The organism is Bradyrhizobium sp. HKCCYLRH2015, assembly GCF_051168215.1.
Classification (GTDB): Bacteria; Pseudomonadota; Alphaproteobacteria; order Rhizobiales; family Xanthobacteraceae; genus Bradyrhizobium.
The window spans coordinates 59,267-83,474 of record NZ_JBNPUO010000013.1; the positions used below are offsets into that span (position 1 = coordinate 59,267).

The 24,208-nt window shown below is 66.2% G+C and carries 27 protein-coding genes; 17 read left to right on the plus strand and 10 right to left on the minus strand.

Going from position 1 to position 24,208, the window contains the following annotated elements; translation table 11 throughout:
• The first annotated feature begins 90 nt into the window (after positions 1-90).
• Complete coding sequence (locus tag ACQR1H_RS29910; protein ID WP_315804130.1) at positions 91-1,107, plus strand: carbon-nitrogen hydrolase family protein; 1,017 nt, start codon at positions 91-93, stop codon at positions 1,105-1,107.
• A 19-nt stretch (positions 1,108-1,126) separates the two neighbouring features.
• Here the strand turns inward: ACQR1H_RS29910 and ACQR1H_RS29915 are convergent, their stop codons facing one another.
• Positions 1,127-1,588: a PEGA domain-containing protein gene (locus ACQR1H_RS29915; RefSeq protein ID WP_315804129.1), complete on the minus strand. Its 462-nt coding sequence runs from the start codon at positions 1,586-1,588 to the stop codon at positions 1,127-1,129.
• 114 nt (positions 1,589-1,702) lie between these two features.
• The gene (locus ACQR1H_RS29920; protein WP_315804128.1) at positions 1,703-2,638 is read right to left on the minus strand and encodes a glycine reductase; all 936 of its coding nucleotides are present in this window, start codon (positions 2,636-2,638) and stop codon (positions 1,703-1,705) included.
• A 142-nt stretch (positions 2,639-2,780) separates the two neighbouring features.
• On the opposite strand from ACQR1H_RS29920, the gene ACQR1H_RS29925 reads away from it, so the two are divergent.
• From ACQR1H_RS29925 to nadC, 8 genes are all read left to right on the plus strand, one after another.
• Positions 2,781-3,797 (plus strand): transglycosylase SLT domain-containing protein, encoded by a 1,017-nt coding sequence (locus ACQR1H_RS29925; RefSeq protein ID WP_434908608.1) that lies wholly within the window; start codon positions 2,781-2,783, stop codon positions 3,795-3,797.
• Positions 3,798-3,919: 122 nt separating this feature from the next.
• A complete protein-coding gene (locus tag ACQR1H_RS29930; protein ID WP_316181833.1) occupies positions 3,920-4,666 on the plus strand; it encodes an AzlC family ABC transporter permease in 747 nt (248 codons plus the stop codon).
• Positions 4,663-5,007, plus strand: a complete 345-nt coding sequence (locus ACQR1H_RS29935; RefSeq protein WP_315804125.1) for an AzlD domain-containing protein — start codon at positions 4,663-4,665, stop codon at positions 5,005-5,007. Before ACQR1H_RS29930 ends, ACQR1H_RS29935 begins: the two co-directional genes overlap by 4 nt.
• A 78-nt stretch (positions 5,008-5,085) precedes the next feature.
• On the plus strand, positions 5,086-5,568 hold the full coding sequence (gene tsaA, locus ACQR1H_RS29940; RefSeq protein WP_315804124.1) for a tRNA (N6-threonylcarbamoyladenosine(37)-N6)-methyltransferase TrmO: 483 nt from the start codon (positions 5,086-5,088) through the stop codon (positions 5,566-5,568).
• A 15-nt stretch (positions 5,569-5,583) separates the two neighbouring features.
• Positions 5,584-6,540 carry an NUDIX hydrolase gene (locus ACQR1H_RS29945; RefSeq protein ID WP_315804123.1) on the plus strand — a complete coding sequence of 319 codons (957 nt, stop codon included), beginning with the start codon at positions 5,584-5,586 and terminating at the stop codon, positions 6,538-6,540.
• 68 nt (positions 6,541-6,608) lie between these two features.
• Complete coding sequence (nadA, locus tag ACQR1H_RS29950) at positions 6,609-7,595, plus strand: quinolinate synthase NadA (protein ID WP_434908609.1); 987 nt, start codon at positions 6,609-6,611, stop codon at positions 7,593-7,595.
• Complete coding sequence (locus ACQR1H_RS29955) at positions 7,592-9,145, plus strand: L-aspartate oxidase (RefSeq protein ID WP_434908610.1); 1,554 nt, start codon at positions 7,592-7,594, stop codon at positions 9,143-9,145. Before nadA ends, ACQR1H_RS29955 begins: the two co-directional genes overlap by 4 nt.
• Positions 9,142-9,990, plus strand: coding sequence for a carboxylating nicotinate-nucleotide diphosphorylase (nadC, locus tag ACQR1H_RS29960; protein ID WP_434908611.1), 849 nt, complete (start codon positions 9,142-9,144; stop codon positions 9,988-9,990). The genes ACQR1H_RS29955 and nadC overlap by 4 nt, the downstream gene beginning before the upstream one ends.
• Here nadC and ACQR1H_RS29965 read toward each other — a convergent pair whose 3' ends face one another.
• The 4 genes from ACQR1H_RS29965 to ACQR1H_RS29980 form a co-directional block, all read right to left on the minus strand.
• The gene (locus tag ACQR1H_RS29965; RefSeq protein ID WP_315804119.1) at positions 9,991-10,416 is read right to left on the minus strand and encodes an HIT family protein; all 426 of its coding nucleotides are present in this window, start codon (positions 10,414-10,416) and stop codon (positions 9,991-9,993) included.
• 60 nt (positions 10,417-10,476) lie between these two features.
• Positions 10,477-11,685, minus strand: a complete 1,209-nt coding sequence (locus tag ACQR1H_RS29970) for a GNAT family N-acetyltransferase (RefSeq protein ID WP_434908612.1) — start codon at positions 11,683-11,685, stop codon at positions 10,477-10,479.
• Between the two features lie 102 nt (positions 11,686-11,787).
• Positions 11,788-12,540, minus strand: coding sequence for a glycerophosphodiester phosphodiesterase (locus ACQR1H_RS29975; RefSeq protein WP_316237479.1), 753 nt, complete (start codon positions 12,538-12,540; stop codon positions 11,788-11,790).
• 30 nt (positions 12,541-12,570) lie between these two features.
• Positions 12,571-13,038 (minus strand): RidA family protein, encoded by a 468-nt coding sequence (locus ACQR1H_RS29980; protein ID WP_315804116.1) that lies wholly within the window; start codon positions 13,036-13,038, stop codon positions 12,571-12,573.
• A gap of 205 nt (positions 13,039-13,243) precedes the next feature.
• Here ACQR1H_RS29980 and ACQR1H_RS29985 point away from each other — a divergent pair, with 205 nt between their 5' ends.
• Positions 13,244-14,101, plus strand: a complete 858-nt coding sequence (locus ACQR1H_RS29985; RefSeq protein WP_315804115.1) for a cell envelope integrity EipB family protein — start codon at positions 13,244-13,246, stop codon at positions 14,099-14,101.
• Positions 14,102-14,109: 8 nt separating this feature from the next.
• Here the strand turns inward: ACQR1H_RS29985 and ACQR1H_RS29990 are convergent, their stop codons facing one another.
• On the minus strand, positions 14,110-15,417 hold the full coding sequence (locus ACQR1H_RS29990) for a DNA polymerase IV (RefSeq protein WP_316181847.1): 1,308 nt from the start codon (positions 15,415-15,417) through the stop codon (positions 14,110-14,112).
• Positions 15,414-15,713: a DUF3572 domain-containing protein gene (locus ACQR1H_RS29995; RefSeq protein WP_315718395.1), complete on the minus strand. Its 300-nt coding sequence runs from the start codon at positions 15,711-15,713 to the stop codon at positions 15,414-15,416. Before ACQR1H_RS29995 ends, ACQR1H_RS29990 begins: the two co-directional genes overlap by 4 nt.
• Positions 15,714-15,930: 217 nt before the next feature.
• Here ACQR1H_RS29995 and ACQR1H_RS30000 point away from each other — a divergent pair, with 217 nt between their 5' ends.
• From ACQR1H_RS30000 to ACQR1H_RS30030, 7 genes are all read left to right on the plus strand, one after another.
• The gene (locus tag ACQR1H_RS30000) at positions 15,931-16,296 is read left to right on the plus strand and encodes a response regulator (RefSeq protein ID WP_008964019.1); all 366 of its coding nucleotides are present in this window, start codon (positions 15,931-15,933) and stop codon (positions 16,294-16,296) included.
• A 12-nt stretch (positions 16,297-16,308) separates the two neighbouring features.
• Positions 16,309-17,727: a PleD family two-component system response regulator gene (locus ACQR1H_RS30005; RefSeq protein ID WP_434887031.1), complete on the plus strand. Its 1,419-nt coding sequence runs from the start codon at positions 16,309-16,311 to the stop codon at positions 17,725-17,727.
• Between the two features lie 930 nt (positions 17,728-18,657).
• On the plus strand, positions 18,658-18,834 hold the full coding sequence (locus tag ACQR1H_RS30010; RefSeq protein ID WP_434887032.1) for a hypothetical protein: 177 nt from the start codon (positions 18,658-18,660) through the stop codon (positions 18,832-18,834).
• A gap of 830 nt (positions 18,835-19,664) precedes the next feature.
• A complete protein-coding gene (locus ACQR1H_RS30015) occupies positions 19,665-20,072 on the plus strand; it encodes a DUF1127 domain-containing protein (protein WP_434887033.1) in 408 nt (135 codons plus the stop codon).
• Between the two features lie 468 nt (positions 20,073-20,540).
• Positions 20,541-20,942, plus strand: coding sequence for a DUF1127 domain-containing protein (locus ACQR1H_RS30020; protein WP_434887034.1), 402 nt, complete (start codon positions 20,541-20,543; stop codon positions 20,940-20,942).
• A 292-nt stretch (positions 20,943-21,234) separates the two neighbouring features.
• Entirely contained in the window at positions 21,235-21,933 is a 699-nt protein-coding gene (locus ACQR1H_RS30025) for an aspartate/glutamate racemase family protein (RefSeq protein WP_434887035.1), read from the plus strand.
• Positions 21,934-22,078: 145 nt separating this feature from the next.
• Complete coding sequence (locus ACQR1H_RS30030) at positions 22,079-22,309, plus strand: hypothetical protein (protein WP_315804107.1); 231 nt, start codon at positions 22,079-22,081, stop codon at positions 22,307-22,309.
• A 112-nt stretch (positions 22,310-22,421) separates the two neighbouring features.
• Here the strand turns inward: ACQR1H_RS30030 and ACQR1H_RS30035 are convergent, their stop codons facing one another.
• Together ACQR1H_RS30035 and rpmG are read right to left on the minus strand one after the other, a co-directional pair.
• Entirely contained in the window at positions 22,422-23,774 is a 1,353-nt protein-coding gene (locus ACQR1H_RS30035; protein WP_315804106.1) for a globin-coupled sensor protein, read from the minus strand.
• A gap of 208 nt (positions 23,775-23,982) precedes the next feature.
• Complete coding sequence (gene rpmG / locus ACQR1H_RS30040; protein ID WP_006611239.1) at positions 23,983-24,150, minus strand: 50S ribosomal protein L33; 168 nt, start codon at positions 24,148-24,150, stop codon at positions 23,983-23,985.
• Positions 24,151-24,208: the final 58 nt, after the last annotated feature.

Consider the following 24,208-nt stretch of genomic DNA (forward strand, 5'->3'; position numbering starts at 1 on the left):
CTGGGAGACGAGCGCGAAAGCCGGCTGGCGTCAATAGTTGGCCCGGTCGCGGCGCCACCCGCCGCGCACGGGCATCAGGGAGCAGCAGCGATGGGACTGGCACATCCGAAATACAAGGTGGCGGTGGTGCAGGCGGCACCGGCCTGGCTCGACCTGGACGCCTCGATCAAGAAGACCATCGCCCTGATCGAGGAGGCGGCCGACAAGGGCGCCAAGCTGATCGCGTTTCCGGAGGTGTTCATCCCCGGCTACCCCTGGCACATCTGGATGGACTCGCCAGCCTGGTGCATCGGCCGCGGCTTCGTGCAGCGCTATTTCGACAACTCGCTGGCCTATGACAGCCCGCAGGCCGAGGCGCTGCGGGCTGCCGTGCGCAAGGCGAGGCTGACCGCCGTGCTGGGACTCTCCGAGCGCGACGGCGGCAGCCTCTACATCGCGCAATGGCTGATCGGCCCCGAGGGCGAGACCATCGCCCGGCGCCGCAAGCTGCGGCCGACTCATGCCGAGCGCACCGTCTACGGTGAGGGCGACGGCAGTGACCTTGCGGTGCATGATCGTCCCGATATCGGCCGGATCGGTGCGCTGTGCTGCTGGGAGCATCTACAGCCGCTGTCGAAATACGCAATGTACGCGCAGAACGAGCAGGTCCATGTCGCAGCGTGGCCGAGCTTCTCGCTGTACGATCCGTTCGCGCCGGCGCTCGGCGCCGAGGTCAACAACGCCGCCTCGCGCGTCTATGCGGTCGAGGGCTCGTGCTTCGTGCTGGCGCCGTGCGCCACCGTCTCGCAGGCGATGATCGACGAGCTGTGTGACCGGCCCGACAAGCACGCGCTGCTGCATGTCGGCGGCGGCTACGCCGCGATCTTTGGTCCGGATGGCTCTTCGCTCGCCGAGAAGCTGCCGCCGGAGCAGGAAGGCCTGCTGATCGCCGAGATCGATTTGGGCATGATCGGCATCGCCAAGAATGCCGCCGATCCGGCGGGGCACTATTCGCGCCCCGATGTGACCCGGCTGCTGCTCAACAAGAAGCCGCTCAACCGGGTCGAGCAGTTCGCGCTGCCGGTCGATGCTGTCGCGACCAGCGAGGCACAATCGGCGGCTGGCTGACAGGCAACCCTTGGCGGCGCTAGGTCCCGGCCTCCGGTTGTGCCGGCGGCGGAGCCGGCCGCCGCGGCGGCCGCTGCGCACGGCCTGCCGGCGCCGCCATGCGCGGCTGCAAGGTGACGATCACCGGGTTCGGCTTGTGGTCGGTCGCCGCGCCCGTCGCTGCGTCCACTCCCATGCCGATCAGGCCGCCCGCCAGGATGTTGCCGGCGAAGCCGGCCGCGCCGGTCGCCGGGATGTCCTTGGTCAACGGGATGATCTGGGTCTCGTAGCCAGGTTTTTCGATGGTGACGGAGATGTCGGCATTGCGCTTGGCGACGAACGAACAGGGCGTCGTGCAGGTCATCGGCGCTTCGAGACCGGCGACCGTGGCCTCGGCGCCGGACGGCGTCGACGCGACGCTGATCGTCTCGGTTGTACCCCGCGTTACGGACGCGCAACCTCCCAGCGCGGCGCACAGCGCCACCAACGCTACAACTCTCATTTGGTACTGCCCCCTTGAAACCCGGGGGAACTCAAGCGCAACTGGAGCGGGACGGCAAGCGCAATCAGCATTATCCGAAGAAATTCCCGGGCGAGTTTCGCCCGAGTGTGGCTTTCACACCTGCTTTCCACGAACCTGCCGCGCGATCGCCTTCTGCGCATCGAACTCGGCGCGCCGCCGCGCCAGCTCCTGCGGCGCGAGCATGGCGGGATTGCTGTAGTCGCGCTTCCAGCCGTGATCCTCGCTCCACTGCAAAGGCGATTGCACGGTCGTGCGTGCGGCTGGTGAACTCTCGAGGACACGTAAAGCCAAATCGAGCGTGAAGGCCTGCGAGGCCGCGTCGTGCGGCTTGCCGGCGGAATTGCCGAGCGGAAAATCCGAGAACAGGAAGCGCGGCGCGGCGGCGTGCTCGACGATGTCCTTGGCGCAGCCCATGACGACGGTCGCGACGCCGTTCGCTTCGAGATGCCGTGCCACAAGGCTTACGGTCTGGTGGCACACCGGACAGTTCGGCAGCAGCACGACGGCGTCGATCGCGTCGGCGCGGCAGCGCGCGAGAATCTCCGGCGCATCGGTCTCGATCGTCACGCGGTGGCTGCGATTGGTCGGGGCGCCGAAGAAGCGCGGTCCGACCGCGCCGATGCGGCCTTCACCTGCCAGCCTTAGGAGCTGTGGCAGCGGAAACCAGGTGCCGGAGTCCTCGGCCGAGGTGTGCACGCGATCATAGGCGATGTGGGAAATGCGCAGGTCGTGCTGCGCCGACGTGTCGCCGTCATAGACGGAGTAGAACTTGGCGCCGCCATTGTAGGGCGCGCCGGGGCCTTGATCGCCTTTGGCGGGATCGAAAGGCGCGGCCGTGGTGACGATGGTGACGCGCGACTGCGCGAGCGGCTTGCGCAGCGGCTGAAACGGCGCCGACGTGTAGTGGGCCCAGCGATAGGGCGTGTCATAGCCGATCGCCAGATAGTAGTCGCGCGTGCGCGCCATATAGGACAATGGCGCATCGCTGTCGGGCGCGAAGCCGAGTCTGTCGTCGGTCGGTGCGGTCATCCGTCGCGCTCCCTGCAGGACTTGGGGATTGCTAGCCGGCTCGTTCGCCGTGTCAAGGCGCCGCGCGGTGGAACCCCGCATGGTCTTCGGCTTTGTCTGTCGGCAGAATTCCAACCATTGCACCGCGCCCACGATGCTTTCCATGGTTTCCGTTGCTCGCATTGCCTGTCTCGGCCTTGCCTTGATGCTGACCATGCCCTTGTCCGGCGTGGCGGCGGAGCAGGCCTCCGACCGCGACGTTGCCGTGCCGGCTGATCCGAAGGATGGCGCGCGGCAGGATTCGCCGCAGGAGGCTGCGAAGCCGGCAGACGCTGCAGCAGAGGGCCCGGAGAACAAGACCGACGAGTCCAAGGAGAGCGGCACGCGCGAGGCGATCTGCCTGATGATCGAATCCGCAGCCAAGGCGAATGATCTGCCGCTCGAATTCTTCGCCCGCGTGATCTGGCAGGAGAGCCGCTTTCAGAGCGATGCAGTCGGGCCGGTCACGCGCAACGGCCAGCGCGCGCAGGGAATCGCCCAGTTCATGCCGGGCACGGCGAACGAGCGCCAATTGCTTGATCCGTTCGATCCGGTTCAGGCGCTGCCGAAGTCGGCGCAGTTTCTGGCCGAGCTGCGCGATCAGTTCGGCAATCTCGGGCTCGCGGCGGCGGCCTACAATGCGGGGCCGCGCCGGGTGCAGGACTGGCTCGCCGGCAAGGGGCAGATGCCCTGGGAGACCCGCAACTACGTCTCGGCCATCACCGGAGCCACGATCGATGAGTGGGCGGCCGCCGGCAACGGCGGCAAGATGCCGCCGAGCCCGCCGCCGACCTCGTGTCATCAACTGATGGCGATGTTGAAGCGCGCGCCGAATCCGTTCGTCACGGAGCTCGAGCAACATGTGGCGCTGTCGGCCGCGAAACCATGGGGCGTCCAGCTGGCTGCAGGCTTCGACCGCAACAAGGCGCTCGCGATGTATTCGCGGGCGATCAAGGGGCTCGGCCCGGTCATCGGCGACCGCGACCCGAGCCTGCTGTCGTCGGTAATGCGCTCGCGCGGCAACCGCGCCTTCTACCAGGTGCGGATCGGCGCCGAGACACGGGCCGAGGCCGACGCGCTCTGCAGTCGGATCCGCGGAGCCGGTGGTGCCTGCTTCGTGTTGCGCAATCGCTCCGGATAGCGCTGCCGCAGCATGGCGTGCGGGGGAATGGCTGCGCCGGACGCAGACCCGCGCGCGCCTGATGGCGGTTGACGCGCGCGGCTTTCGCCAGCCTTATCGCGGTTCGTTCCGCTGGGCCGCCCGTGACACTTCCTCCGCTCGATTCGCCGCAATGGCATGGTTCACTGCGCGCCTTCGGCTGGGGGCTGCGCGCGACGTCGGCGACCATCCTGTCGCTGGTGCTGTTCGTCACCTTCATCGGCATCGGCGCGCTCGCCCACGACACCCATTTCAGCATGCTCTGGGCGATCCTCTCTACCGCGCTGGTATGGGCCGGTCCGGCGCAGATCATCCTGGTCTCCACGCTCGGCTCCGGCCAGACCATTCTGCAATCGGCGATCGCGGTGACGATGAGCGCGATCCGGCTGTTTCCAATGGTGGTGGCGGTGCTGCCGCTGATCCGCTCGCCCCAGACCAAGCGGCGGCACCTGGTGCTGATCGCGCATTTCACCGCAGTCACCCTGTGGGTCGAATGCTATCGCTTCCTGCCGCATGTGCCGCGCGAGCGCCGCATCGCCTTCGTCCATGGCCTCGGCACCGGCCTGATGGGGATTGCGCTGATCGCGACCATCATCGGGTATCTTCTCGCCGCCAATCTGTCGCAGACCTTCGGCGCCGCGGTGCTCTTGCTGACGCCGCTGGCCTTCCTGTTCTCGACCCTGCGCAACGCCAGGGAGCTTGCCGACGTGCTCGCGCTGGGCCTCGGCCTCGTGCTGTATCCGCTGGCCGCCCAGCTCAACAGCGGCGTCGACATCCTGGTCAGCGGCGTCGTCGCCGGAACGCTCGCGTTCGGCGCGCACAAATGGCGCGAGCGGCGGGGGCTGGCATGAGCGACTTCATCGGCGATTGGCATGCGCTCGTGGTGCTGCTGGTGGCAGGCGTGATCCCCAACCAGATCTGGCGCCTGCTCGGACTTTGGTTCGGCAGCGGGCTCGACGAGGGCTCGGACCTGCTGATGTGGGTCAAGGCGGTCGCGACCGCCATCTTGGCGGGGGTCATCGCCCAGATCCTGGTGCAGCCGCCGGGCGCGCTCGCCAGCGTGCCGTGGGGCCTGCGCTACGGTGCCGTCGTTGCCGGCCTTGCGGCCTTCATGGCGACCCGTCGCTCGATCTTCGCCGGTGTCGTCTGCGGCGAGGCCGCGATGCTGGCCGGCAAATGGTGGCTCGGATGAGTTGCGCGATCTTGCGCGGCCGCAATTGCGGTGAGCCGAGGTTCGGATAGATTGCCGGGAAGACCTGAGGACTCCGCAATGACTGCTGATACCGATCTCCGCCCGGGCGAAGTCGCCATCGACGCGCCACAGCCGCGCGACGCCACGCTGTATTTCATCGGCCGTATCCGCACGCCCTGGACCTCGCGGCTGGAGACGCCGCGGCAGGGCAGCTTCGAGGGGCCGGTGTGCCGGCTCGAGATCTTCGAGCCCTGGGTGCCGGCGCTAGAGGGCATCGACAGTTTCAGCCATCTCCAGGTGCTGTACTGGCTCAACCGGGCGCGCCGTGATCTCGTAAAGCAGAGCCCGCGCCATCATGATGGCGAGACCCGGGGCACCTTCGCGCTGCGCTCGCCGGTGCGTCCCAATCCGATCGGCGTGTCGACAGTCCGCTTCGTCGCGCTGGAGGGCAGCACCGTTCTGGTGCGCGGTCTCGACTGCCTCGACGAGACGCCGCTGATCGATCTGAAACCGGATCACTGCGTGTTCACGCCGGCGGCGGCTGGCAAGGATGACAAATAGGACCGACAGATCCGGATGTCGAAGGTGAACAAGCGGCCGCAGAAGACGGTGACGGCTCTGGATGCGATCACGGCGGACCTCGTCGCCGTGCTGGTGGCGGTGACCGACGGGCAGCCCAGGATCATGACGATCGAGCACGCTGCGGCGCTGCCGAGCGGACCGTTTCAGTTCGGGCACCGCTCGCTGCAGACCGGCCTGCGCGCCTGGGTCGAGGCCCAGACCGGCCATCCCCTGGGCTATGTCGAGCAGCTCTACACCTTCGCCGACCGTGGCCGTACCGGCGATCCCGACGCGCCGCACCGGATCTCCATCAGCTATCTCGGCCTGACCCGTGAGGAGGAGGGGCGCGAGGGCGCGGATGCGCAATGGTCATCCTGGTACGACTACTTCCCGTGGGAGGATCATCGCGACGGGCCGCCGGCGATCCTGGCCAAGATCATCGCGCCGAAGCTGAAAGCCTGGGCCCGATCCGCCGACGAGCCGACGCTGCAGAAGACCAGGTGGCGGCGCGCCGCCATCACCTTCGGCCTCGATGGCCGCGAGTGGAACGAGGAGCTGACGCTGCAGCGCTACGAGCTGCTGTATGAGGCGGGGCTGATCCCCGAGAGCGTGCGCGAAAAGGGAGGCGATCCGATCGTGCCGGGCCGCGCCATGACGGGTGATCACCGCCGCATTCTCGCCACCGGCATCGCGCGGCTGCGCGCCAAGATCAAATACCGGCCGGTCGTGTTCGAGTTGATGCCGGAAGAATTTACACTCCTGCAACTGCAACGCAGCGTCGAGGCCTTGGCAGGCCGGCTCGTCCACAAGCAGAACTTCCGCCGCCTCATCGAGCAGCAGGAACTCGTTGAAGAGACAGGCGCAATCGCTGCCGACACGATCGGTCGGCCGGCCAAGCTTTTTCGCTTCCGGCAGGGCGTTCTGGCCGAGCGGGCGGTGGTAGGAACCAAGCTGCCGCTCTCGCGGTCTTGATCTGCCGCGCTTGACAAGGCTTATGCTCAGGATAAGTATAAGCCGTCTTATGCTCATGGAGAGTATAAATGGCTGATCTTGTCCTGCCCGCCGTTGGGCCGAATGCATCGCTTGCTGAGCGTCTGAGGCGGGTGATCCCGCCGCCGGAATGGGCCGTCTTCGAGGACGATGTCGAAGCCATTCTGGCGCTGAAGCGCCGGCGCAATGCCGTGGTGCTGGCGCACAACTATCAGACGCCCGAAATCTATCACGGCGTCGCCGACATCGTCGGCGACAGCCTGCTGCTGGCGCGCGAAGCGACCAAGGTCGATGCCGAGGTGATCGTGCTCGCCGGCGTCCACTTCATGGCCGAGACCGCCAAGCTGCTCAATCCCGACAAGACGGTGTTGATCCCTGACGTAGAGGCAGGCTGCTCATTGGCGGAGTCGATCACCGCTAACGACGTGCGGCTGATGCGCGCGCGCCACCCGGGCGTGCCCGTGGTTGCCTATGTCAACACGTCGGTGGAGGTGAAGGCCGAGTCCGACGTCTGCTGCACCTCCGGCAACGCGCGCGCCGTCGTCGAGTCCTTCGGTGTCGATCACGTCATCATGCTGCCGGATGAATATCTCGCGCGCAACGTCGCCGCACAGACCAAGGTCAGGATCACGGCCTGGAAAGGGCATTGCGAGGTCCATGAGCGCTTCAGCGCCGATGACGTCCGCACGCTACGCGACAACCATCCCGGGGTCACCGTGCTCGCGCATCCGGAGTGTCCGCCGGAGGTGGTGGCGGAGGCCGACTTCGCCGGCTCCACCGCGGCGATGTCGGACTTCGTCGGAGCAAGACGGCCGGTCCGGGTGGTGCTGCTCACGGAATGCTCGATGAGCGACAATGTCGCCGTGCTCCATCCCGACATCGAGTTCATCCGCCCCTGCAATCTGTGCCCGCACATGAAGCGGATCACGTTGAAGAACATCCGCCATGCGCTCGAGACCAATACGCACGAGGTCACGATCGATCCCGCGATGGCCGAGCGCGCGCGGCGCGCCGTGGAAAGGATGCTGGCATCATGAGCATCGATGTTTCGAAGTTGGCTGGCCGTCCCGTGATCATCGGCGGCGGAGCCGCAGGTCTGATGACGGCGCTTCAGCTCGCGCCCGAGCCCGTCGTGCTGCTGTCGAAGTCGCCGCTCGGCGCGGAGGCATCGAGCATGTGGGCGCAAGGCGGACTGGCCGTGGCGGTTGGCGATGACGATGATCCGTCGCTGCATCTGAAGGACACGCTCGCTGCCGGAGCGGGATTGTGCGACGAGTCCGCCGCGCGCCGTATCATCGATGCTGCGCCGGCCGCGGTCGAGCGCCTCGCCCAGCTCGGCGTCGCGTTCGACCGGCATGCGGACGGACGCTGGCGTCTGGGCCTGGAGGCCGCGCACAGCCGCAAGCGGATCGTGCATGCGACCGGCGACGGCACGGGACGCGAGATCATGCGCGCACTGATCGCGGCTGTGCGGCGTTGTGCTTCGGTGACCTTGCTCGAGGGCGTCGAGGCGCGCCGGCTGATTGTCGACGACAACGCGATCCAGGGCGTGGTTGCGGTGCGCGGCGATGCGGCTCTGATCCTCGCCACGACACGCGTCGTGATCGCAACCGGCGGCATCGGCGGGCTGTTCCTCGACAGTACCAATCCCTCCGGCTGCTTCGGCCAGGGGCTCGCGCTGGCGGCGCGGGCGGGCGCGGTATTGTCCGATCTCGAATTCGTGCAGTTTCACCCCACCGCGTTTGACGGGCCCTCGCGGCCGCTGCCGCTGCTCACCGAGGCGATCCGCGGCGACGGCGCGGTGCTGATCGATGAGACCGGCACGCGCTTCATGGCCGACGAGCCGGGGGCCGAGCTGGCGCCCCGCGACGTGGTGGCGCGCGCGGTATGGCGCCGCCGGGCGCAGGGGCACCGCGTGTTCCTCGATGCGCGCGACAAGCCGGGCAAGGATTTCGCCGCGCGCTATCCCGTGATCAGCGCCTTCTGCCGCATGGCGGGCATCGATCCCGCGCACGATCCGATCCCCGTGCGGCCGGCCGTGCACTATCATATGGGCGGCATCGCCGTTGACGCGATGGGACGCAGCACGGTCGCGGGCTTGTGGGCCTGCGGCGAGGCCAGCAGCACCGGCCTGCACGGTGCCAACCGGCTCGCCAGCAACTCGCTGATGGAAGCGATCGTCTGCGCGCAATGGGTGGCCGAAAGCGTGGCCGGCGCGCCGCAGCGTGCCGGCAAGCCATGCGCGGTGGCGGCTATTCCGCCGGCGTCCGATCCGTCGGCCGTACGGCCATTGCTGTCGCATGCGCTCGGCGTGATGCGCGAGCGCCGCACGATCGCGGCGGCCGTCCGCAGCCTGCTTCCGCTGGCGGAGCAGGCCGGGCCCGCGGCTGATCCTGCGCTGGTCGGCCTGATGCTCGCGGTCGCGGCGCATGCCCGTGAGGAGAGCCGCGGCGCGCATTTCCGCAGCGATCGTCCGGACACGCGGACCGTCGCGCAGCCGTCCAGCTTCACTCTGCCCGAGGCGATTGCGGTTGCGCGCGACATCGGAGAGGCCGAGCAGACGCCGTTGAGGAGTGCAGTGCCATGAGTCTCAATCCTCTCTCGCCCTTGCTCTACGAGCCGCTGGTGCGCATGGCGCTGCTTGAGGATCTCGGCCGGGCCGGCGACATCACCACCGATGCCATCGTGCCGGCCGAGCAGCGCGCATCGCTGAAGCTGCGGGCGCGCCAGCACGGCGTGATCGCGGGCCTCGATGTGGCGCGCTGCGCGTTCCAGACCGTCTCGCCGGACGTGCGCCTGGAGGTCGTGCGGCCTGATGGCAGCGCCGCGGCGCCGGGAGACACGATCGCAACCATCAGCGGCCCGGCGCGGGCGCTGCTGACCGGCGAGCGCGTGGCGCTCAACTTCCTCTGCCGCTTGAGCGGGGTCGCCAGCGCGACGGCGTCGCTGGTCGCGGCGGTGAAAGGGACCAAGGCGCAGATCGTCTGTACCCGGAAGACCACGCCGGGCCTGCGCGCGCTGGAGAAATATGCGGTGCGCGCCGGAGGCGGCGGCAATCATCGGTTCGGGCTCGACGATGCCGTCCTGATCAAGGACAACCACATCGCCATCGCCGGCGGCATCAAGGCTGCCATCACGCGCGCGAAGGCCCATGCCGGCCATCTCGTCAAGATCGAGGTCGAGGTCGACACTTTGGCGCAGCTCGAGCAGGCGCTGGCGCTCGGCGTCGACGCGGTGCTGCTCGACAACATGACGCCGGCGGAGCTCGAAACCGCGGTCGGCATGATCGGCGGCAAGGCCATCGCCGAAGCCTCGGGCCGGATCACCGTGGAGACCGCGCCCGCGATCGCCGCGGCCGGCGTCGACCTGATCTCCGTCGGCTGGATCACGCATTCGTCGGCCGCGCTGGACATCGGGCTCGACGAGGCCTGATCAGCCCTTCAGCGCCGCAATCAGCTTCGCCGCATTCTCCTCCAGCACCTTCGGATCTTCCTTGCGGCTCGCGGGCGGCAGCAGGGAATCGCCATTGTGGCGCGGCATGATGTGGACGTGCAGGTGGAACACCATCTGCCCGCCGGCATGCTCATTGAACTGCTGCACGGTGATGCCGTCGGCGGCGAACGCGGTCTTGGCCGCGCGCGCGATGGTCCGCACGGCACGGCCGACATGGAGGTAGTCCTCCTCGGTGATATCAAGGATGTTGCGGGCCGGCACCTTCGGGATCACCAGCGTATGCCCGGGGACGCGCGGCATGATGTCGAGGAACGCCAGCACGTGGTCGTTCTCGTAGACCTTGGTGCAGGGGAATTCGCCGCGCAGGATCTTTGCGAACGGATTGTTGGGATCGTAGGCGGTCATGGGCAGTCCCTTAAGCGGTTCTTCTTGGTGCGCCTTACTCTCACCGGCAGGTGTCGCCGGTCAAGACGGCTCGTCCATGCCTTTCCGGAACGGTCCGGATTCGGCGAGCTCGCGGCCGGCCTGCTCGACATAGGCGCGCTCGCGCTTGAGATAGTCGTCGATGGCGTGGCGCAGGCCGCGGTCGGCGATGTAGTGGGCGGAGTAGGTAGTCTGCGGCAGGTAGCCGCGCGCGATCTTGTGCTCGCCCTGGGCGCCGGCCTCGACCACGGCAAGCTTGTGCTGGATCGCAAAGTCGATCGCCTGGTAGTAGCAGACCTCGAAATGCAGGAACGGGTGGTGCTCGATGGCGCCCCAGTTGCGCCCGAACAGCGTATCCGAGCCGATGAAGTTGATCGCACCGGCGATCCAGCGGCCGTCGCGCCTGGCCATCACCAGCAGCACGTCCTCAGCCATGGTCTCGCCGATCTGCGCGAAGAACTTGCGGGTCAGATACGGCCGGCCCCACTTCCGCGAGCCGGTCTCCATGTAGAACGCGAAGAACGCGTCCCAGGCGTCCTCGGTGATGTCCTTGCCGGTCAGCCAGTGGATGGTGATGCCGGCGGCCAATGCGTCGCGCCGCTCGCGCTTGATCGCCTTGCGGTGGCGCGAATTCATCGTCGCCAGGAAATCGTCGAAGCTGGAAAAACCCTGATTGTGCCAGTGGAACTGCTGGTCGGTGCGCTGCAGGAAGCCCTGCGCGGCGAGCAGCTGCCACTCCGACTCCCGGGCGAAGGTGACGTGGACCGACGACGCCTCGCTGATCCCGCACAGCGCCTTGAGCCCCTGCGCAAGTGCATTACCGATCAATTCCTGGTCCTGGTCGGCGCGGATCAAGAGCCGCGGCCCGGTCGCCGGCGTGAACGGGACCGACACCTGCAGCTTCGGATAATAGCGGCCGCCGGCGCGCTCATAGGCGTCGGCCCAGCCGCGGTCGAAGACGTATTCGCCCTGCGAATGGGACTTCAGATAGCACGGCACGACGCCGAGGATATCGTCGCCGATCTTCGCCACCAGATGGCGCGGCGCCCATCCGGTGCGCAGGGTGGCCGAGCCAGAGGCTTCGAGTGCTGAGAAAAACGCGTGTGAGATGAACGGATTGTAGCCGCGGCCGCAGGCGGGAGATGAGCCGGGACCAACGCGACCGCCGGGATTGGCGCAGGCATCCCATGCGGCCGCCGGGATCTCGCTGATCCCGGGAACGGCTTCGAGCGTGATCTCAGGCGATGCCATCGAGTCCTTGTCAAACCGGCCGGCACGGGACGCCCCGGCCGGGACGTTCCAGATGCCACGCCCTGAAGATCGTGCATCGCAGCAGCGAGTTCAAGGCCGGCGTCACGTCTCCGGCGTAAACCCTTCGAAGATCATCTGATCCGCGTAGCGGGCCGCAGCGGCGCGCTGCTCGGGGGTGCGGACGGTCCAGGTCAGCAGCGGGCAGCCGAACACATTGCGCGCGATCCAGGGGGCCGGCGCAGGCAGCTGGTCGACCCAATAGGCGACGAAATGCGGCTGGCTGCTGAAGCCGTGCTTCAGATGCAGCATGCTGTCGCGCTGCGCCTGGGTCAGCTTGGCCCAATAGCCGTCCTCGTAGCTGCGCTGCGCGACGATGCCGCGCGTCAGCTTCGGCATGGTCTCGCGCAAGGCACGGACCTGGTCCGGATCGAACGACATCCCGACCACCGGCCCGGAGTAGGACGCCAGCACCTCGGCCATGCGCCGGACCAGACGGCGATCGCCCTGGAACGTGCTCTTGACCTCGACGACCAGCGGCACGCGTCCGGCGATCAGGTTGCAGAGGTCGCCGAGCGTCATCATCTGCTCGTCGGTCTGCTTGAACTTGATCGCTTTCAGCTCTGCCGCGGTCTTCTCAATCAGCGGGCCGGTGCCCTCGGTGAGGCGTCCGAGATCATAGTCGTGATGCACCATGGCCTCGCCATCGGCCGACAGTTGGATGTCGCATTCGATGGCGAAGTTGCCGGCCACGGCGCCGCGTGCGGCGGCCGGCATGTTCTCGATGATGCCGCTGACAGCATCATGAAGGCCGCGATGGGCGACGGGGCGGGCCGTCAGCCAGTCAGGTGCGCGCATTCGCCCCGTCCATTGTCTTCAATTTCGAACTCACTCAACCTCGAACACGCCTTCGACTTCCACCGCCGCATCGGACGGCAAGGCCGAGACGCCGACGGTGGTGCGGGCGTGGCGGCCCTTGTCGCCGAAGGCGGCGACCATCAGGTCGGAGGCGCCGTTGAGAACCTTCGGTCCGTCGAGGAAATCCGGCGCCGAATTGACGAAGCCGCCGAGCCGGACCACGCGCACGACCTTGTCGAGATCGCCGACCGCCGCCTTCACCTGCGCCAGCAGGTTGACGCCGCAGCCCTTCGCGGCCGCATAGCCGTCCTCGATCGACACGCCGCCGCCAAGCTTGCCGGAAGCGATCATCTTGCCGTCGCCGCCGAGGCAGACTTGGCCCGACACGAACAGCAGATTGCCGGTGCGCACGAACGGGACGTAATTGGCCACCGGTGCCTTTGGTGCCGGCAGTGTGATGCCCTGTGCCGCCAGGTTCTGTTCGACCGTACCCGCCATCTCAAATCCCCGTTCTGTCGCCTGAAAGCCGGTCCCGTGCCGGACCGCGGCCCTGTTTGGCGCAGTTGCCAGTGACATGCAAGCTGCCAGCACCGACGCGATTCCGGCGCTTTAAGCGCACGTTTCCGTGAGACAGCCGCAGTTGCGACGCAATGCAGCGGTCTCTAATGTGACGGTTTAGCGATACGTCCTCCGAGGAAAACTCATGGCTCATTCGTTTCGACTGTCGATGGGAGCGCTCGCCGTCGCGGCGATCACGTTCGGTCCGGCGCAGGCCGGGGCGGCGGTGCCGTTCCTGCCGCATCAGGCGCTCTACGACCTGAGCCTGGTCAAGTCGCGCGGTTCGAGCCCGGTCAATAGCGCGCGCGGCCGCATCCTCTACAATTTCTCCGGCAACGCCTGCGACGGCTACACTTCGGAATTCCGCCAGGTCTCGGAGCTCGATCTCGGGGAGGGCAAGGTGACCCTGAGCGACCTGCGGTCCACCGCATGGGAGGACGGCGCCGGGAAGAGCTACCGCTTCAAGATCGACTCGCGCATGAACGAGCAGGCCTCCAGCCCGGTCGACGGTATCGCCGAGCGCACCGGCGATCACATCACCGTCAAGCTCAAGCAGCCCGAGGCGAAGACCTTCACGCTCGACGGCTCGACCGTTTTTCCGACCGAGCAGATTCATCGCATCATCGCCGCCGCGCGCGAGGGCAAGTCGCTGCTCGAGCTGACGGTCTATGACGGCTCGGACAATGGCGAGAAGGTCTACAACACGCTGACCGTGATCGGTGCGCCCGTGCCGGCCGACAAGGCCGCCGCCAAGCCCGACGCCTCGACCGACAATGACGAGATGAAGAAGATGACGCGGTGGCCGGTGACGGTCAGCTATTATGACCGCGACGCCAAGCGGGCCGAGGGCGAGCAGACGCCGGTCTACGCGATGTCGTTCGAGCTCTACGAGAACGGCGTCTCGCGCGCGCTCGTGCTCGACTACAATGATTTCGTCATCGCCGGCGCGCTCGGCAAGTTCGACGTCAAGGACGTGAAGGACGGCAAGCCCTGCAGCAATTGACCGGGGCGTCATTCGGTCTGCTCCGGGCCGTCATAGGCGATGCCGCGGATCACCGCGGCCTGGCCGAACTTCTTGCGTAGCGCATCGATCGCGCGCTCGGCCGAGGCCGAGCGGCGGTCGAGCATGTCGGTGTCGGAGGCCTCCGAGCCCGGGCGCAACGCGCTGACGCCTGTGCCCATCAGCCGGAACGCCGTGCCGTCGGTCTCGCGCGCCAGCATCTCCTTGCAGATTGCGAAGATCTTGCCGGCGAGCTGCGTCGGCGCCGCGATCGATTGCGAGCGCGTTCGTTGACGGAAGTCCGCGGTCTTCAGCTTCAGCGTGATGGTCGACCCGGCGAGCTGGCTCGCCTTCAGCCGTGCCGACACCTTCTCCGACAGCCGCCACAGGGTCTTTTCCAGGGTCACGTAGTCGCGGATGTCGGTGTCGAAGGTGGTTTCGCTCGAGATCGTCTTGGCGCCGCGGTCGGCCACCACCTTGCGGTCGTCGATGCCGCGCGCCAGCCGCCACAGCCTGCGGCCGTCGCCGCCGAACTGCTTCATCAGCTCGATCTCGTCGGCGCGCTGCAGGTCGGCGATGGTGCGGAAGCCCTGGTTCGCCAGCCGTTGCTGGGTCGCCGGACCGACGCCGAAGATGAAGCCGACCGGCTTGTCGGCCAGCATCATCAGTGCTTCCTCCTGGTCGAGCGCGGCAAAGCCGCGCGGCTTGTCGAGATCCGAGGCGATCTTGGCCAGGAACTTGTTGCAGGACAGCCCGACAGACACCGTGATGCCGATGGTCTGCTCGACGTCGCGGGCGAAGCGCGCCAGCACCTTGGCCGGGATCATGCCGTGGACGCGCGCGGTACCGGAGAGGTCGAGGAACGCCTCGTCGATCGACAGCGGCTCGACCAGCGGCGTCAGCGCCTGCATCGCCTGCCGGACCTCACGCCCGACGCGGACATATTTCGCCATGTCCGGGGGAATCACGGCCGCCGAGGGACACAGCTCCAGCGCCTTGAACATCGGCATCGCCGAGCGCACGCCATAGGTGCGGGCGATGTAGCAGGCCGCCGACACCACGCCGCGCTTGCCGCCCCCGATGATGACGGGCCGGTCGGCGACCTCTGGATTGTCGCGCTTCTCGACGGTTGCATAGAACGCGTCACAGTCGATATGGGCCAGGGTCAGCGCGGGCAGGGCGCGATGGCGGACGAGGCGCGGCGAGCCGCAGCCCGAACAGCGGCGCGCGCCATCGTCGAGGTCCGTCAGGCAGTCTCGGCAGAAGCAGGTCGGCCCGCTGACCGCGCGTGACCCGCTCGCTGGCGCCGAGCCGGTCACGGCACGTCGCGCTCCCACTGGCGGTCGCCCAATACCTGCCGTGCTGCCATGATATTGGTGGGATGTAACTTGGAGTGGGCGGCAAAAGCCTTTACCGTCTCGTCATCGCGCAGCACGAAATCGAGCACGCTGACCAGGAAATTGGGGTCGGCGGCCGAGGATCGCAGCGTCTCCGGCCCGATCCCGGTCTCGGCCAGGAAACGGCCCAGCCGCTCCGGTTCGCCGGCCAGGAAGCCGAGGGCCTGAACTGCAACGATTTCAGCGACTTCGCGCGGATTTCGAACGGGCTTTTTCAACGGCGGATTTGCCTTTCCGTTAACTTGTCGGCTCTACTTTGCGCCCATCATGCCCGAGTCTTCGGAATGGGTTCAAGCAAGTGGAAACCATCTCGGGGAAAGATGGAATCCCACCTTAACGGGTTTGAACGAATCTGGGGCTAGTTTGAATTAGATGAGTAGCGGTGGACAGTCGTCCGCCAGAGGACATGCCGGTGTCAGTGATTCGGAGGGGCGGATGGGCAAGACCGTCCTGATCGTGGAAGACAATGAGCTCAACATGAAGCTCTTCCGCGATCTGTTGGAAGCCCACGGGTACCAGACCTCCGGTACGTCCAGCGGCGTGGAGGCGCTCGACATCGTGCGCCGGACCCGCCCCGATCTGATCCTGATGGACATCCAGCTGCCGCAGGTCTCGGGCCTGGAAGTGACGAAATGGATCAAGGACGATCCGGATTTGCGTGCCATCCCGGTGGTGGCAGTGACGGCCTTTGCGATGAAGGGCGACGAGGAGCGCATCCGCGAGGGTGGCTGCGAAGCCTATCTTTCCAAGCCGATCTCGGTCGGAAAATTCATTGAAACGGTACGCCGCTTTATCGGCTAAGGAGTTTCTGCAGTGTCCGCGCGTATCCTCGTCGTCGACGACGTCCCGGCCAACGTCAAGCTGTTGGAGGCGCGGCTGTCGGCCGAATATTTCGACGTGCTGACCGCCGCGAACGGCGCCGAGGCGCTGCAGATCTGCCAGCGCGCCGAATGCGACATCATCCTGCTCGACGTCATGATGCCAGACATGGACGGCTTCGAGGTCTGCCGCCGGCTGAAGTCGAATCCGGCCACGCATTTCATTCCGGTCGTCATGGTGACGGCGCTCGACAGCCCGTCCGACCGCGTGCGCGGCCTGGAGGCCGGTGCCGACGACTTCCTCACCAAGCCCGTCTCCGACGTCGTGCTGATCGCGCGCGTGCGCTCGCTGACGCGGCTGAAGATGATGACCGACGAGCTGCGCATGCGCGCGCTGACCTCGCTCGAGATCGGCGTGCAGGCGCCCGAGCGCAACGCGGTCGCCGACGCCGGCAAGGGCGGGCGGGTGCTGCTGGTCGACGACCGGCCGTCGTCCTACGAGCGGCTCGGGCCGATGCTGGCGACCGAGCATTCCATCGACGTCGAGACCAATCCCGCCGAGGCCGTGTTCAACGCCGCCGAAGGCAATTACGACCTCGTCATCGTCTCGCTCGACCTCAACGATTTCGACGGCCTCAGGCTGTGCAGCCAGTTGCGCTCGCTGGAGCGCACGCGCCACGTGCCGATCCTGGCGATCGCCGATGCGGAAAACAATTCGCGGCTGCTGCGCGGCCTGGAGATCGGCGTCAACGACTATCTGCTGCGCCCCGTCGACAAGAACGAGCTGCTGGCGCGCGCACGCACCCAGATCCGCAAGCGCCGCTACACCGACCATCTGCGCGACAACGTCCAGAACTCGATCGAGATGGCGATCACCGACGCGCTGACGGGCCTGCACAATCGCCGCTACATGGAGACGCATCTGTCGACGCTGGCCGACCAGGCCGCGAGCCGCGGCAAGCCGCTGGCGCTGATGATGCTCGACATCGACTACTTCAAGTCGATCAACGACAATTACGGCCATGACGCCGGCGACGACGTGCTGCGCGAGTTCGCGATGCGCGTACGCAAGTCGATCCGCGGCATCGATCTCGCCTGCCGCTATGGCGGCGAGGAGTTCGTGATCGTGATGCCCGAGACCGACCTGCACGTCGCCGGGATGGTCGCCGAGCGGCTGCGGCGCTCGGTCGCCAACGAGCCGTTCTCGGTGCACAAGGGCGAGAAGCGCATCGAGGTCACGACCTCGATCGGGCTGTCGACCCTGGAGCAGAAGGGCGAGCCGATCGCCGACGTCATGAAGCGCGCCGACAATGCGCTGTATCGGGCCAAGAACGAGGGGCGCAACCGCGCGGTGGCGATCGCGCCGGTGCATCAGCCGCAATTCCTGCCGCAGGCCGCCGGCCGGGGCCGATAGAGGGCAGGGGCGCTGCGCCGCCTTATCACTCCGAATGCGTTGATCGCGAGCGGCCGACCCCTCTCCACACGTGATTCCGGGGCGCGCGTAGCGCGAGCCCGGAATCCATAGCCACGAACGGCTCTGTTTCGCGAGGTGCCAGTGGCGGCTGCCTTCGCCAGACCACGGCTCGGGGTATGGTTTCCGGGCTCGCGACTGCGTCGCGCCCCGGAATGACAGCGAGTGTGCGGCAGCATACTCCAAGACATAAATCATCATCCTCGCCGCGCATTCCGCGCCCGAGCTATGTCCGTCAAGACCCTCTTCGAGAACAGAGGGCGCAGGGAAGGCCGGGTGCTGGTCGCACCCATGGTCCGCGTGCAGAAAGAAAGCACGCGGCAGAACCACAGGTACGGACCGGACATCCGGCCCTCCCTGCGCGATGGCTTTACGGCTTACTCCGCGCTCTCCCCGGGGACCGGCGTTCTTGCCCCCGTCATCAGCGCGCTCGTCGCAAGCGCCGACTTGGCCTCAGCGTCGGGAGGCCAGGACCACACGGCTTCACCGTGCGCACCGGGATGTTCGTCCGCGCGGATCAACCACGCTGCACCCCGACACGCCCACCGCACCCCACCTCACGCTCGTGACGATCGCGATGCGCCCCTCTTGGCGAGGTGGGATGAGCGGTGTGTAGCATGATTTCCGAAAAAAAGAAAGTGGAAATTTGCGATCTGGACGGCCCACGATGGCGATCTCGTTGAGATCGTTTGAGAAGTTCGCTTTCCGGAGCCGTCGGCTCCCCGAATCCACGGACGCCGGACGGAGTTCATTCTTCGCGGATCTCCAGGGCGCGTCCCAGAAGATGTCGCCGGGGTTGATCGTGCTACGCACTTCACTGACCTCGTGCTAGCATGCACTTGCAAGAGGATCTGTGATCTTCAGGGGAAACCAATGAAGCCGCTGCGTATTGGTGCTCTGACGGGCGGACTGATGGTGTGCGGACTCCTGCTTCTCTACGCGTTCGGCGTGGAGGCCAATGCCCCGGTGATGGCAGTCCTGGCAGGTGTTGCCGCATGGTTGGCTGGCTTCATCGAGGATCGTTTCATTGCCACTCGGCCGGTGCCGTAGGGCTGATCGGCGCGGCGTGATCCGCTGGAACGCCTGCGAGGCGATATTCGGGCCAGTAGGAACAGCATTACGATGCTTGACCATATCTCTCAGGCAATCAGCAAAACACATGTCCTCGCAGTTTTGCTCGATGATGAGCAGCGGCGTGCGATGGCTCTGCTGCTACGCGATCGTCTAGGTGTAATTTCTCTCGAGCACGCGCCCTGGGACAATTCCGAGGCGCCCCGGGGCCTGCACAGGACCGACGGATGGCAATTGATCCCGACCTATGTCGGCAGGCGCGAATGCGTGATGATTGTTGCGGGGGCGAGCGCGTGTTGGACATTCCGTAACGGAGCGGATCTGCTCCGTGTCCTTGAGGAGTGCCCGCCAATGGAATTTTACGTCTCCGACAAAGACGCCAGTTACCTCCTCTGCTGTAATCACCACGACTTCGTTATCGGTTGGGGCGATGCCGCAGGATGGGTTGCAAGCGGATGCCCGAACGTCGGCTGGGCTAATAGACTGCATAGGGCGGATTAGCGCAGCGCAATCCGCCGCTTGTCCGCCCAACGACACGCCGTAGACTCATCAGTTCGAAGTACTCGCGTCAGAGATGCGCGATGGTGCGAAACATCTCTTGATTTTGTCAGATATCGGTGGTATCCGGCTCCCATGAGCACATCGATCCGCATCGTCAACTTCAGCCACATGACCCGCTTCGGCCGGGCCGTGGAAGGAGTCGCGCGCTAGGAGTTTGACGACGCGATGTTCTCACCAGGCCCCGCCGGCATCGGACGGGGCCTTTCGTTTGGCCACGCTCCCTGCCGGCACAACAGCAGGAGCGCAGGATGCCACCCCACCAGACCAATTCGACGATGGACGCCGGGCACGTGTCAGGGCGCAACGTCGATCTCTCGATCGCCTCAGTCAAGGACGCGATCAGCAGCGTGCAGCCATCGACGCAGTCCATGACCTCCATCGCAGCCTTGCGAGACGTGTTGTCGGAAAAGGACGCGGCCGGTCCGCCGGTCAGGCCGACCTGGCTGATCATCCGCCTGATCGGCCGATGCTGGCGTGCCATTCAAGCATGGCAATGCCGCGAGCGCGTGCGGGCAATCCTCTACGAGCTGAGCGAACGCGAGCTCACCGATATCGGCATCACGCGCGCCGAGATCGAGCACATCGCCGCGCTGCAGACGCTCGACAGGTTGAGGGATGATCCATATCCGGGCGGCGTCTCGCGTCGGGGAATGTAGTCGATCGCGGGCGTGGCGACCGCGGCGACAGTCGACCAAGAGCACAAGATGATCGCCGCGACGTCATTGCGAGCGTCAGCGAAGCAATCCAGGGTCCCGCACACGACACTGGATTGCTTCGCTGCGCTCGCAATGACGGCGGTGAGATCGCGCTTCTCTCCGGACACCATTCTGCCGGAAACGTCGTGCGCGCGGAGTTTGGCAGAACACAAGCCTCGCATAGGTGCTCATCTGCGAGCGCAGGAACTACATGCCTTGATCCGGCGCAATCTCCATGGTACATGCAGATCATGATCAACGTCGTGCGCAATTCCAACCGTAAACATACGACCCGCCGCAGTCGGGCCGTTGGAGGAGTCGTGCGCTAGGTTTTCGACGACACGATCATTCCACCAGGCCCCGCCGGCATCGGACGGGGCCTTTTGTTTGGCCACGCTCCCTGCCGGCACCACGCAGCAGGAGCACCCGATGCCACCCCAGACTCACCTCACTGCCGAGATCGCGCGCAATGCCGCCACGCGCGATCGTCCTCTCACATTGCTGAAGAACGCGGCGCACCAGGCGCCAGCCGCGCCGCGTCCAGACGCTTCCGTCACGGTGCTGCGCGACGCATTGTCGGAAAAGAATGCGGTGGGGCCGCCGGGCCTCACGGCTCCGGGACTGTTCGGCCTGTTCGCAGGCTATTGGCTGGCGTTCCAGGAGAGCCGCCGGCGCCGGATGATGAGACTGCATCTGCGGGACCTGAGCGAGGCGCAACTGGTGGATATTGGCCTGACGCAAGGCGATCTCGACCATATCGCGGCTCACCGCGCGCTCGATCGCCTCAGGCACGACATGGCAAATGTCATGATGTCCCGCGGCGTGATGTAGCTGCGGCAACCGACGCTAACAGATGGTTCGACAGGGTGGATCGGCGTGATCCGCCCTGGCGATGCCGTGCCCATATGTTTGTCACGGCGTCATTGCGAGCGCAGCGAAGCAATCCAGGGCTCAGCAGGGACTCTGGATTGCTTCGCTGCTGTTCCTGCACTCGCAATGACGGTGGAGAGGTCGTGTTTCTCTCGCTCAGTGTCCAGGCGGAGTCGCGACGGCGGATCGTGCTCACGCCCGTCCGTCTTCCACGCTATCATGACCGGCCGTCATCACAGGGATGAGACCACGAATGACACGACATATCGGCATCGTCGGCTGCTCCGCCGAAGGCGCGGCGCTCTGCTATCGCACGATCTGCAGGGAGGGGGCCGACCTGCTCGGGCCGCATGCCCATCCCGAGGTGTCGATGCACACGCCATCGCTCGCCGACTATGTGACTTGCCTCGATCGCGGCGATCTCGATGGCGTCGCCGAGCTGATGCTGACCTCGGCGCGCAAGCTCGCTGCAGCGGGCGCGGATTTCCTGATCTGCCCCGACAACACCATCCACCAGGCGTTGCCGCTCGTGCTGCCATGCTCACCGCTGCCGTGGCTGCACATCGCCGACGAGGTGGCCAAGGAGGCGGTCAGGAGAGGCTACAGGCGTATCGGCATCACCGGCACGACATGGCTCGTCGACAGCAATGTCTATCCGGACAGCCTGATGGCACACGGATTGGCGTTCGCGCGTCCGAAAGAGGCAGATCGCGTCGAAGCCAACCGCATCATCATGGATGAGCTCGTCTACGGGCGGTTCGAGCCGCCCTCCGTCGCGACCTTTCAGAAGATCATCGCACGGTTGAAAGGTGATGGCTGCGACGCCGTCGCGCTCGGCTGCACCGAGATTCCGCTGATCATCGACGATGCCAACTCGCCTCTGCCGACGTTGGATTCGACGCGTCTGCTCGCGCGTGCTGCGCTGGCGCGGGCGATGTCCGGCGCCGGCTGAGAATTGCGGCAAGGCGCTGATCGTTCACAGCGGGATGTGCAGGCCGCATTGGCTGCGACGCTCGCCATCCGGTCTTCGGACGCACAGTTCCGTCGGAACCCCCTTGGGCGGGAAACGTTTGTTTCAGCCCAAGAAGGAGCGCCCAATGAAGAAGCTGATGTTTGCGGTTGCCGTGTCGCTGTCCGTTCTGCCGTCATTCGCCATGGCCCAGGGCCACATGGGGACGCCGCAGGAGCAGAAGGCGTGCGCGCCGGATGCCAAGCGCTTCTGTCGCAGTCAGCTCGGCGATGACTTCGCAGTCCAGAACTGTCTGACGCAGAACCGGACCAAGCTGAGCAAGCGCTGCTCGGCGGTGTTCCAGAGCCACGGGATGTAGCACGCCCGGTGCGTCGGCCCGGTTCAGTGCAACGTCGTCCGCCGTTCCTGCGACGCGGAGGAATGGCGGGTGATGCTCACGCTGACGCGCCCGGCGCGTCGGCTGAACCGGGCTACGCCGCGCGCACCTTGCGCAGGAATGTCTCCAGCTCGTCCTTGAGGTGATCACTCTCGCGCGACAGCGAATGCGCCGACGCCAGCACCTGGGATGACGCGGTGCCGGTGGCGCTGGCGCCCTTGCTGACGTCGCCGATGTTGCCGACGACGCGCGCAGTGCCGCCGGCGACCTCCTGCACGTTGCGCGAGATCTGCCCTGTGGCGGCGCCCTGCTGCTCGACGGCCGCGGCGATGCCGGCGGCGATCTCCGAGATCTGCTGGATGGTGCCGCCGATCTGCTTGATCGAGGCGACCGAGGACTGCGTCGCGCTCTGGATGCCTTCGATCTGCTGGCCGATCTCCTCGGTGGCTTTCGCGGTCTGCGACGCCAGCGCCTTGACCTCGGAGGCGACCACCGCGAAGCCGCGGCCGGCGTCGCCGGCGCGCGCCGCCTCGATGGTGGCGTTCAGCGCCAGCAGGTTGGTCTGGGCGGCGATCGAGGTGATCAGCTTGAGCACGTCGCCGATGCGCTCGGCGGTGCGCGACAGCTCGCTGATGCCGACATCGGTCTGCTCGATCTGGCGAACGGCCTCCTTGGCGATGGTGGTCGATTCCCTGACCTGCCGCCCGATCTCATGCACCGAGGAGGTCATCTCCTCGGCGGCCGAGGCGACCGACTGCACGTTGGTCGAGACCTGGCCCGAGGCCGAGGCCGCGCTGGCCGACAAATGCTGGGTCTGCTCGGCGGTCTTGGTCAACGTGTTGGCCGAGACCTCGAGCGTGCGCGCGTCGGCATGGACCTTGTTGATGATCTGGCCGACGGTGGATTCGAACTCGTCGGCCATGCGCTGCATGGCGGCGTGCTGCTCGGTCTTGGCCGCATCGAGATAGACCGAGATGGCGAGATCCATGTCGATCATCGCCGCCTTGGTGATCGCAGCCTGCAGCGCGGCCTTCTTCTCGCGCGCCGCCTGGCCGCCGAACCAGCCGTCCGCGATCTCCGTCTCGATCGCCTTCTGCAGCCCGGTCACGATCAGCGAATAGCCGGCGATGTACCAGCGCGGCTCCAGCCCCATCCGGTTGTGGGCCTCGCCGATCCGGGTCACCGATTTCACATAGGCATCGTCGAACTTCGCGGTCGCCAGCGACATCCAGTGATCGTGCTGGGCCTGCTTGGCGTGCCGCATCGTGGCCGGGCTGGAGAACATCTTGGCGAGATGCGGGACCTTGCCGACATGGGCATAGAACTGGTCCAGCAGGCCGGGCAGCACCTTGCCGATCAGCGGCCGCAGCTCCCGCAGCGCCTCCCGGGTCGCATGGTCGATGCCGATGAAATCGAGGCGGGATTGCAGGGTCTGAAGATCGGTCATCGCGGGTCTGCCGGTAAGATAGGGAGGGAGACGCTGGGGAATTCGGTGCGGCGCTACCCGAAAATCGCATGGGTTTGGTTGACGGCTCCTTAAATCGGGAACCCCATTCGACCGCGATGCGGGACGGCACGCCGGCAGCGGCCATCTCGCGCACAATAAAAAACGGGGCCGAAACGGCCCCGTTGAAGTCGAAAGCAGTCCCGCGATCTTACTTGATCTTGGCTTCGCGGAATTCGACGTGCTTGCGCGCGACCGGATCGTACTTCTTCTTGACCATCTTGTCGGTCATGGTGCGCGAGTTCTTCTTGGCGACGTAATAGAAGCCGGTGTCGGCCGACGACACGAGCTTGACCTTGATGGTGACCGCCTTGGCCATGTCTTGAACCTCTGGAATCGGGGATAGGGTGGGCACCGGCCAAAGAGGGGGCGCCGTT

Excerpts from the sequence above, each read along its gene's own strand:
- ACQR1H_RS29910 (WP_315804130.1), top strand. The coding sequence starts at position 91 with ATGGGACTGGCACATCCGAAATACAAGGTGGCGGTGGTGCAGGCGGCA.
- ACQR1H_RS29915 (WP_315804129.1), bottom strand. The coding sequence starts at position 1,588 with ATGAGAGTTGTAGCGTTGGTGGCGCTGTGCGCCGCGCTGGGAGGTTGC.
- ACQR1H_RS29920 (WP_315804128.1), bottom strand. The coding sequence starts at position 2,638 with ATGACCGCACCGACCGACGACAGACTCGGCTTCGCGCCCGACAGCGAT.
- ACQR1H_RS29925 (WP_434908608.1), top strand. The coding sequence starts at position 2,781 with ATGGTTTCCGTTGCTCGCATTGCCTGTCTCGGCCTTGCCTTGATGCTG.
- ACQR1H_RS29935 (WP_315804125.1), top strand. The coding sequence starts at position 4,663 with ATGAGCGACTTCATCGGCGATTGGCATGCGCTCGTGGTGCTGCTGGTG.
- tsaA (WP_315804124.1), top strand. The coding sequence starts at position 5,086 with ATGACTGCTGATACCGATCTCCGCCCGGGCGAAGTCGCCATCGACGCG.
- ACQR1H_RS29945 (WP_315804123.1), top strand. The coding sequence starts at position 5,584 with ATGTCGAAGGTGAACAAGCGGCCGCAGAAGACGGTGACGGCTCTGGAT.
- nadA (WP_434908609.1), top strand. The coding sequence starts at position 6,609 with ATGGCTGATCTTGTCCTGCCCGCCGTTGGGCCGAATGCATCGCTTGCT.
- ACQR1H_RS29955 (WP_434908610.1), top strand. The coding sequence starts at position 7,592 with ATGAGCATCGATGTTTCGAAGTTGGCTGGCCGTCCCGTGATCATCGGC.
- nadC (WP_434908611.1), top strand. The coding sequence starts at position 9,142 with ATGAGTCTCAATCCTCTCTCGCCCTTGCTCTACGAGCCGCTGGTGCGC.
- ACQR1H_RS29965 (WP_315804119.1), bottom strand. The coding sequence starts at position 10,416 with ATGACCGCCTACGATCCCAACAATCCGTTCGCAAAGATCCTGCGCGGC.
- ACQR1H_RS29970 (WP_434908612.1), bottom strand. The coding sequence starts at position 11,685 with ATGGCATCGCCTGAGATCACGCTCGAAGCCGTTCCCGGGATCAGCGAG.
- ACQR1H_RS29975 (WP_316237479.1), bottom strand. The coding sequence starts at position 12,540 with ATGCGCGCACCTGACTGGCTGACGGCCCGCCCCGTCGCCCATCGCGGC.
- ACQR1H_RS29980 (WP_315804116.1), bottom strand. The coding sequence starts at position 13,038 with ATGGCGGGTACGGTCGAACAGAACCTGGCGGCACAGGGCATCACACTG.
- ACQR1H_RS29985 (WP_315804115.1), top strand. The coding sequence starts at position 13,244 with ATGGCTCATTCGTTTCGACTGTCGATGGGAGCGCTCGCCGTCGCGGCG.
- ACQR1H_RS30000 (WP_008964019.1), top strand. The coding sequence starts at position 15,931 with ATGGGCAAGACCGTCCTGATCGTGGAAGACAATGAGCTCAACATGAAG.
- ACQR1H_RS30010 (WP_434887032.1), top strand. The coding sequence starts at position 18,658 with ATGAAGCCGCTGCGTATTGGTGCTCTGACGGGCGGACTGATGGTGTGC.
- ACQR1H_RS30015 (WP_434887033.1), top strand. The coding sequence starts at position 19,665 with ATGCCACCCCACCAGACCAATTCGACGATGGACGCCGGGCACGTGTCA.
- ACQR1H_RS30020 (WP_434887034.1), top strand. The coding sequence starts at position 20,541 with ATGCCACCCCAGACTCACCTCACTGCCGAGATCGCGCGCAATGCCGCC.
- ACQR1H_RS30025 (WP_434887035.1), top strand. The coding sequence starts at position 21,235 with ATGACACGACATATCGGCATCGTCGGCTGCTCCGCCGAAGGCGCGGCG.
- ACQR1H_RS30030 (WP_315804107.1), top strand. The coding sequence starts at position 22,079 with ATGAAGAAGCTGATGTTTGCGGTTGCCGTGTCGCTGTCCGTTCTGCCG.
- ACQR1H_RS30035 (WP_315804106.1), bottom strand. The coding sequence starts at position 23,774 with ATGACCGATCTTCAGACCCTGCAATCCCGCCTCGATTTCATCGGCATC.
- rpmG (WP_006611239.1), bottom strand. The coding sequence starts at position 24,150 with ATGGCCAAGGCGGTCACCATCAAGGTCAAGCTCGTGTCGTCGGCCGAC.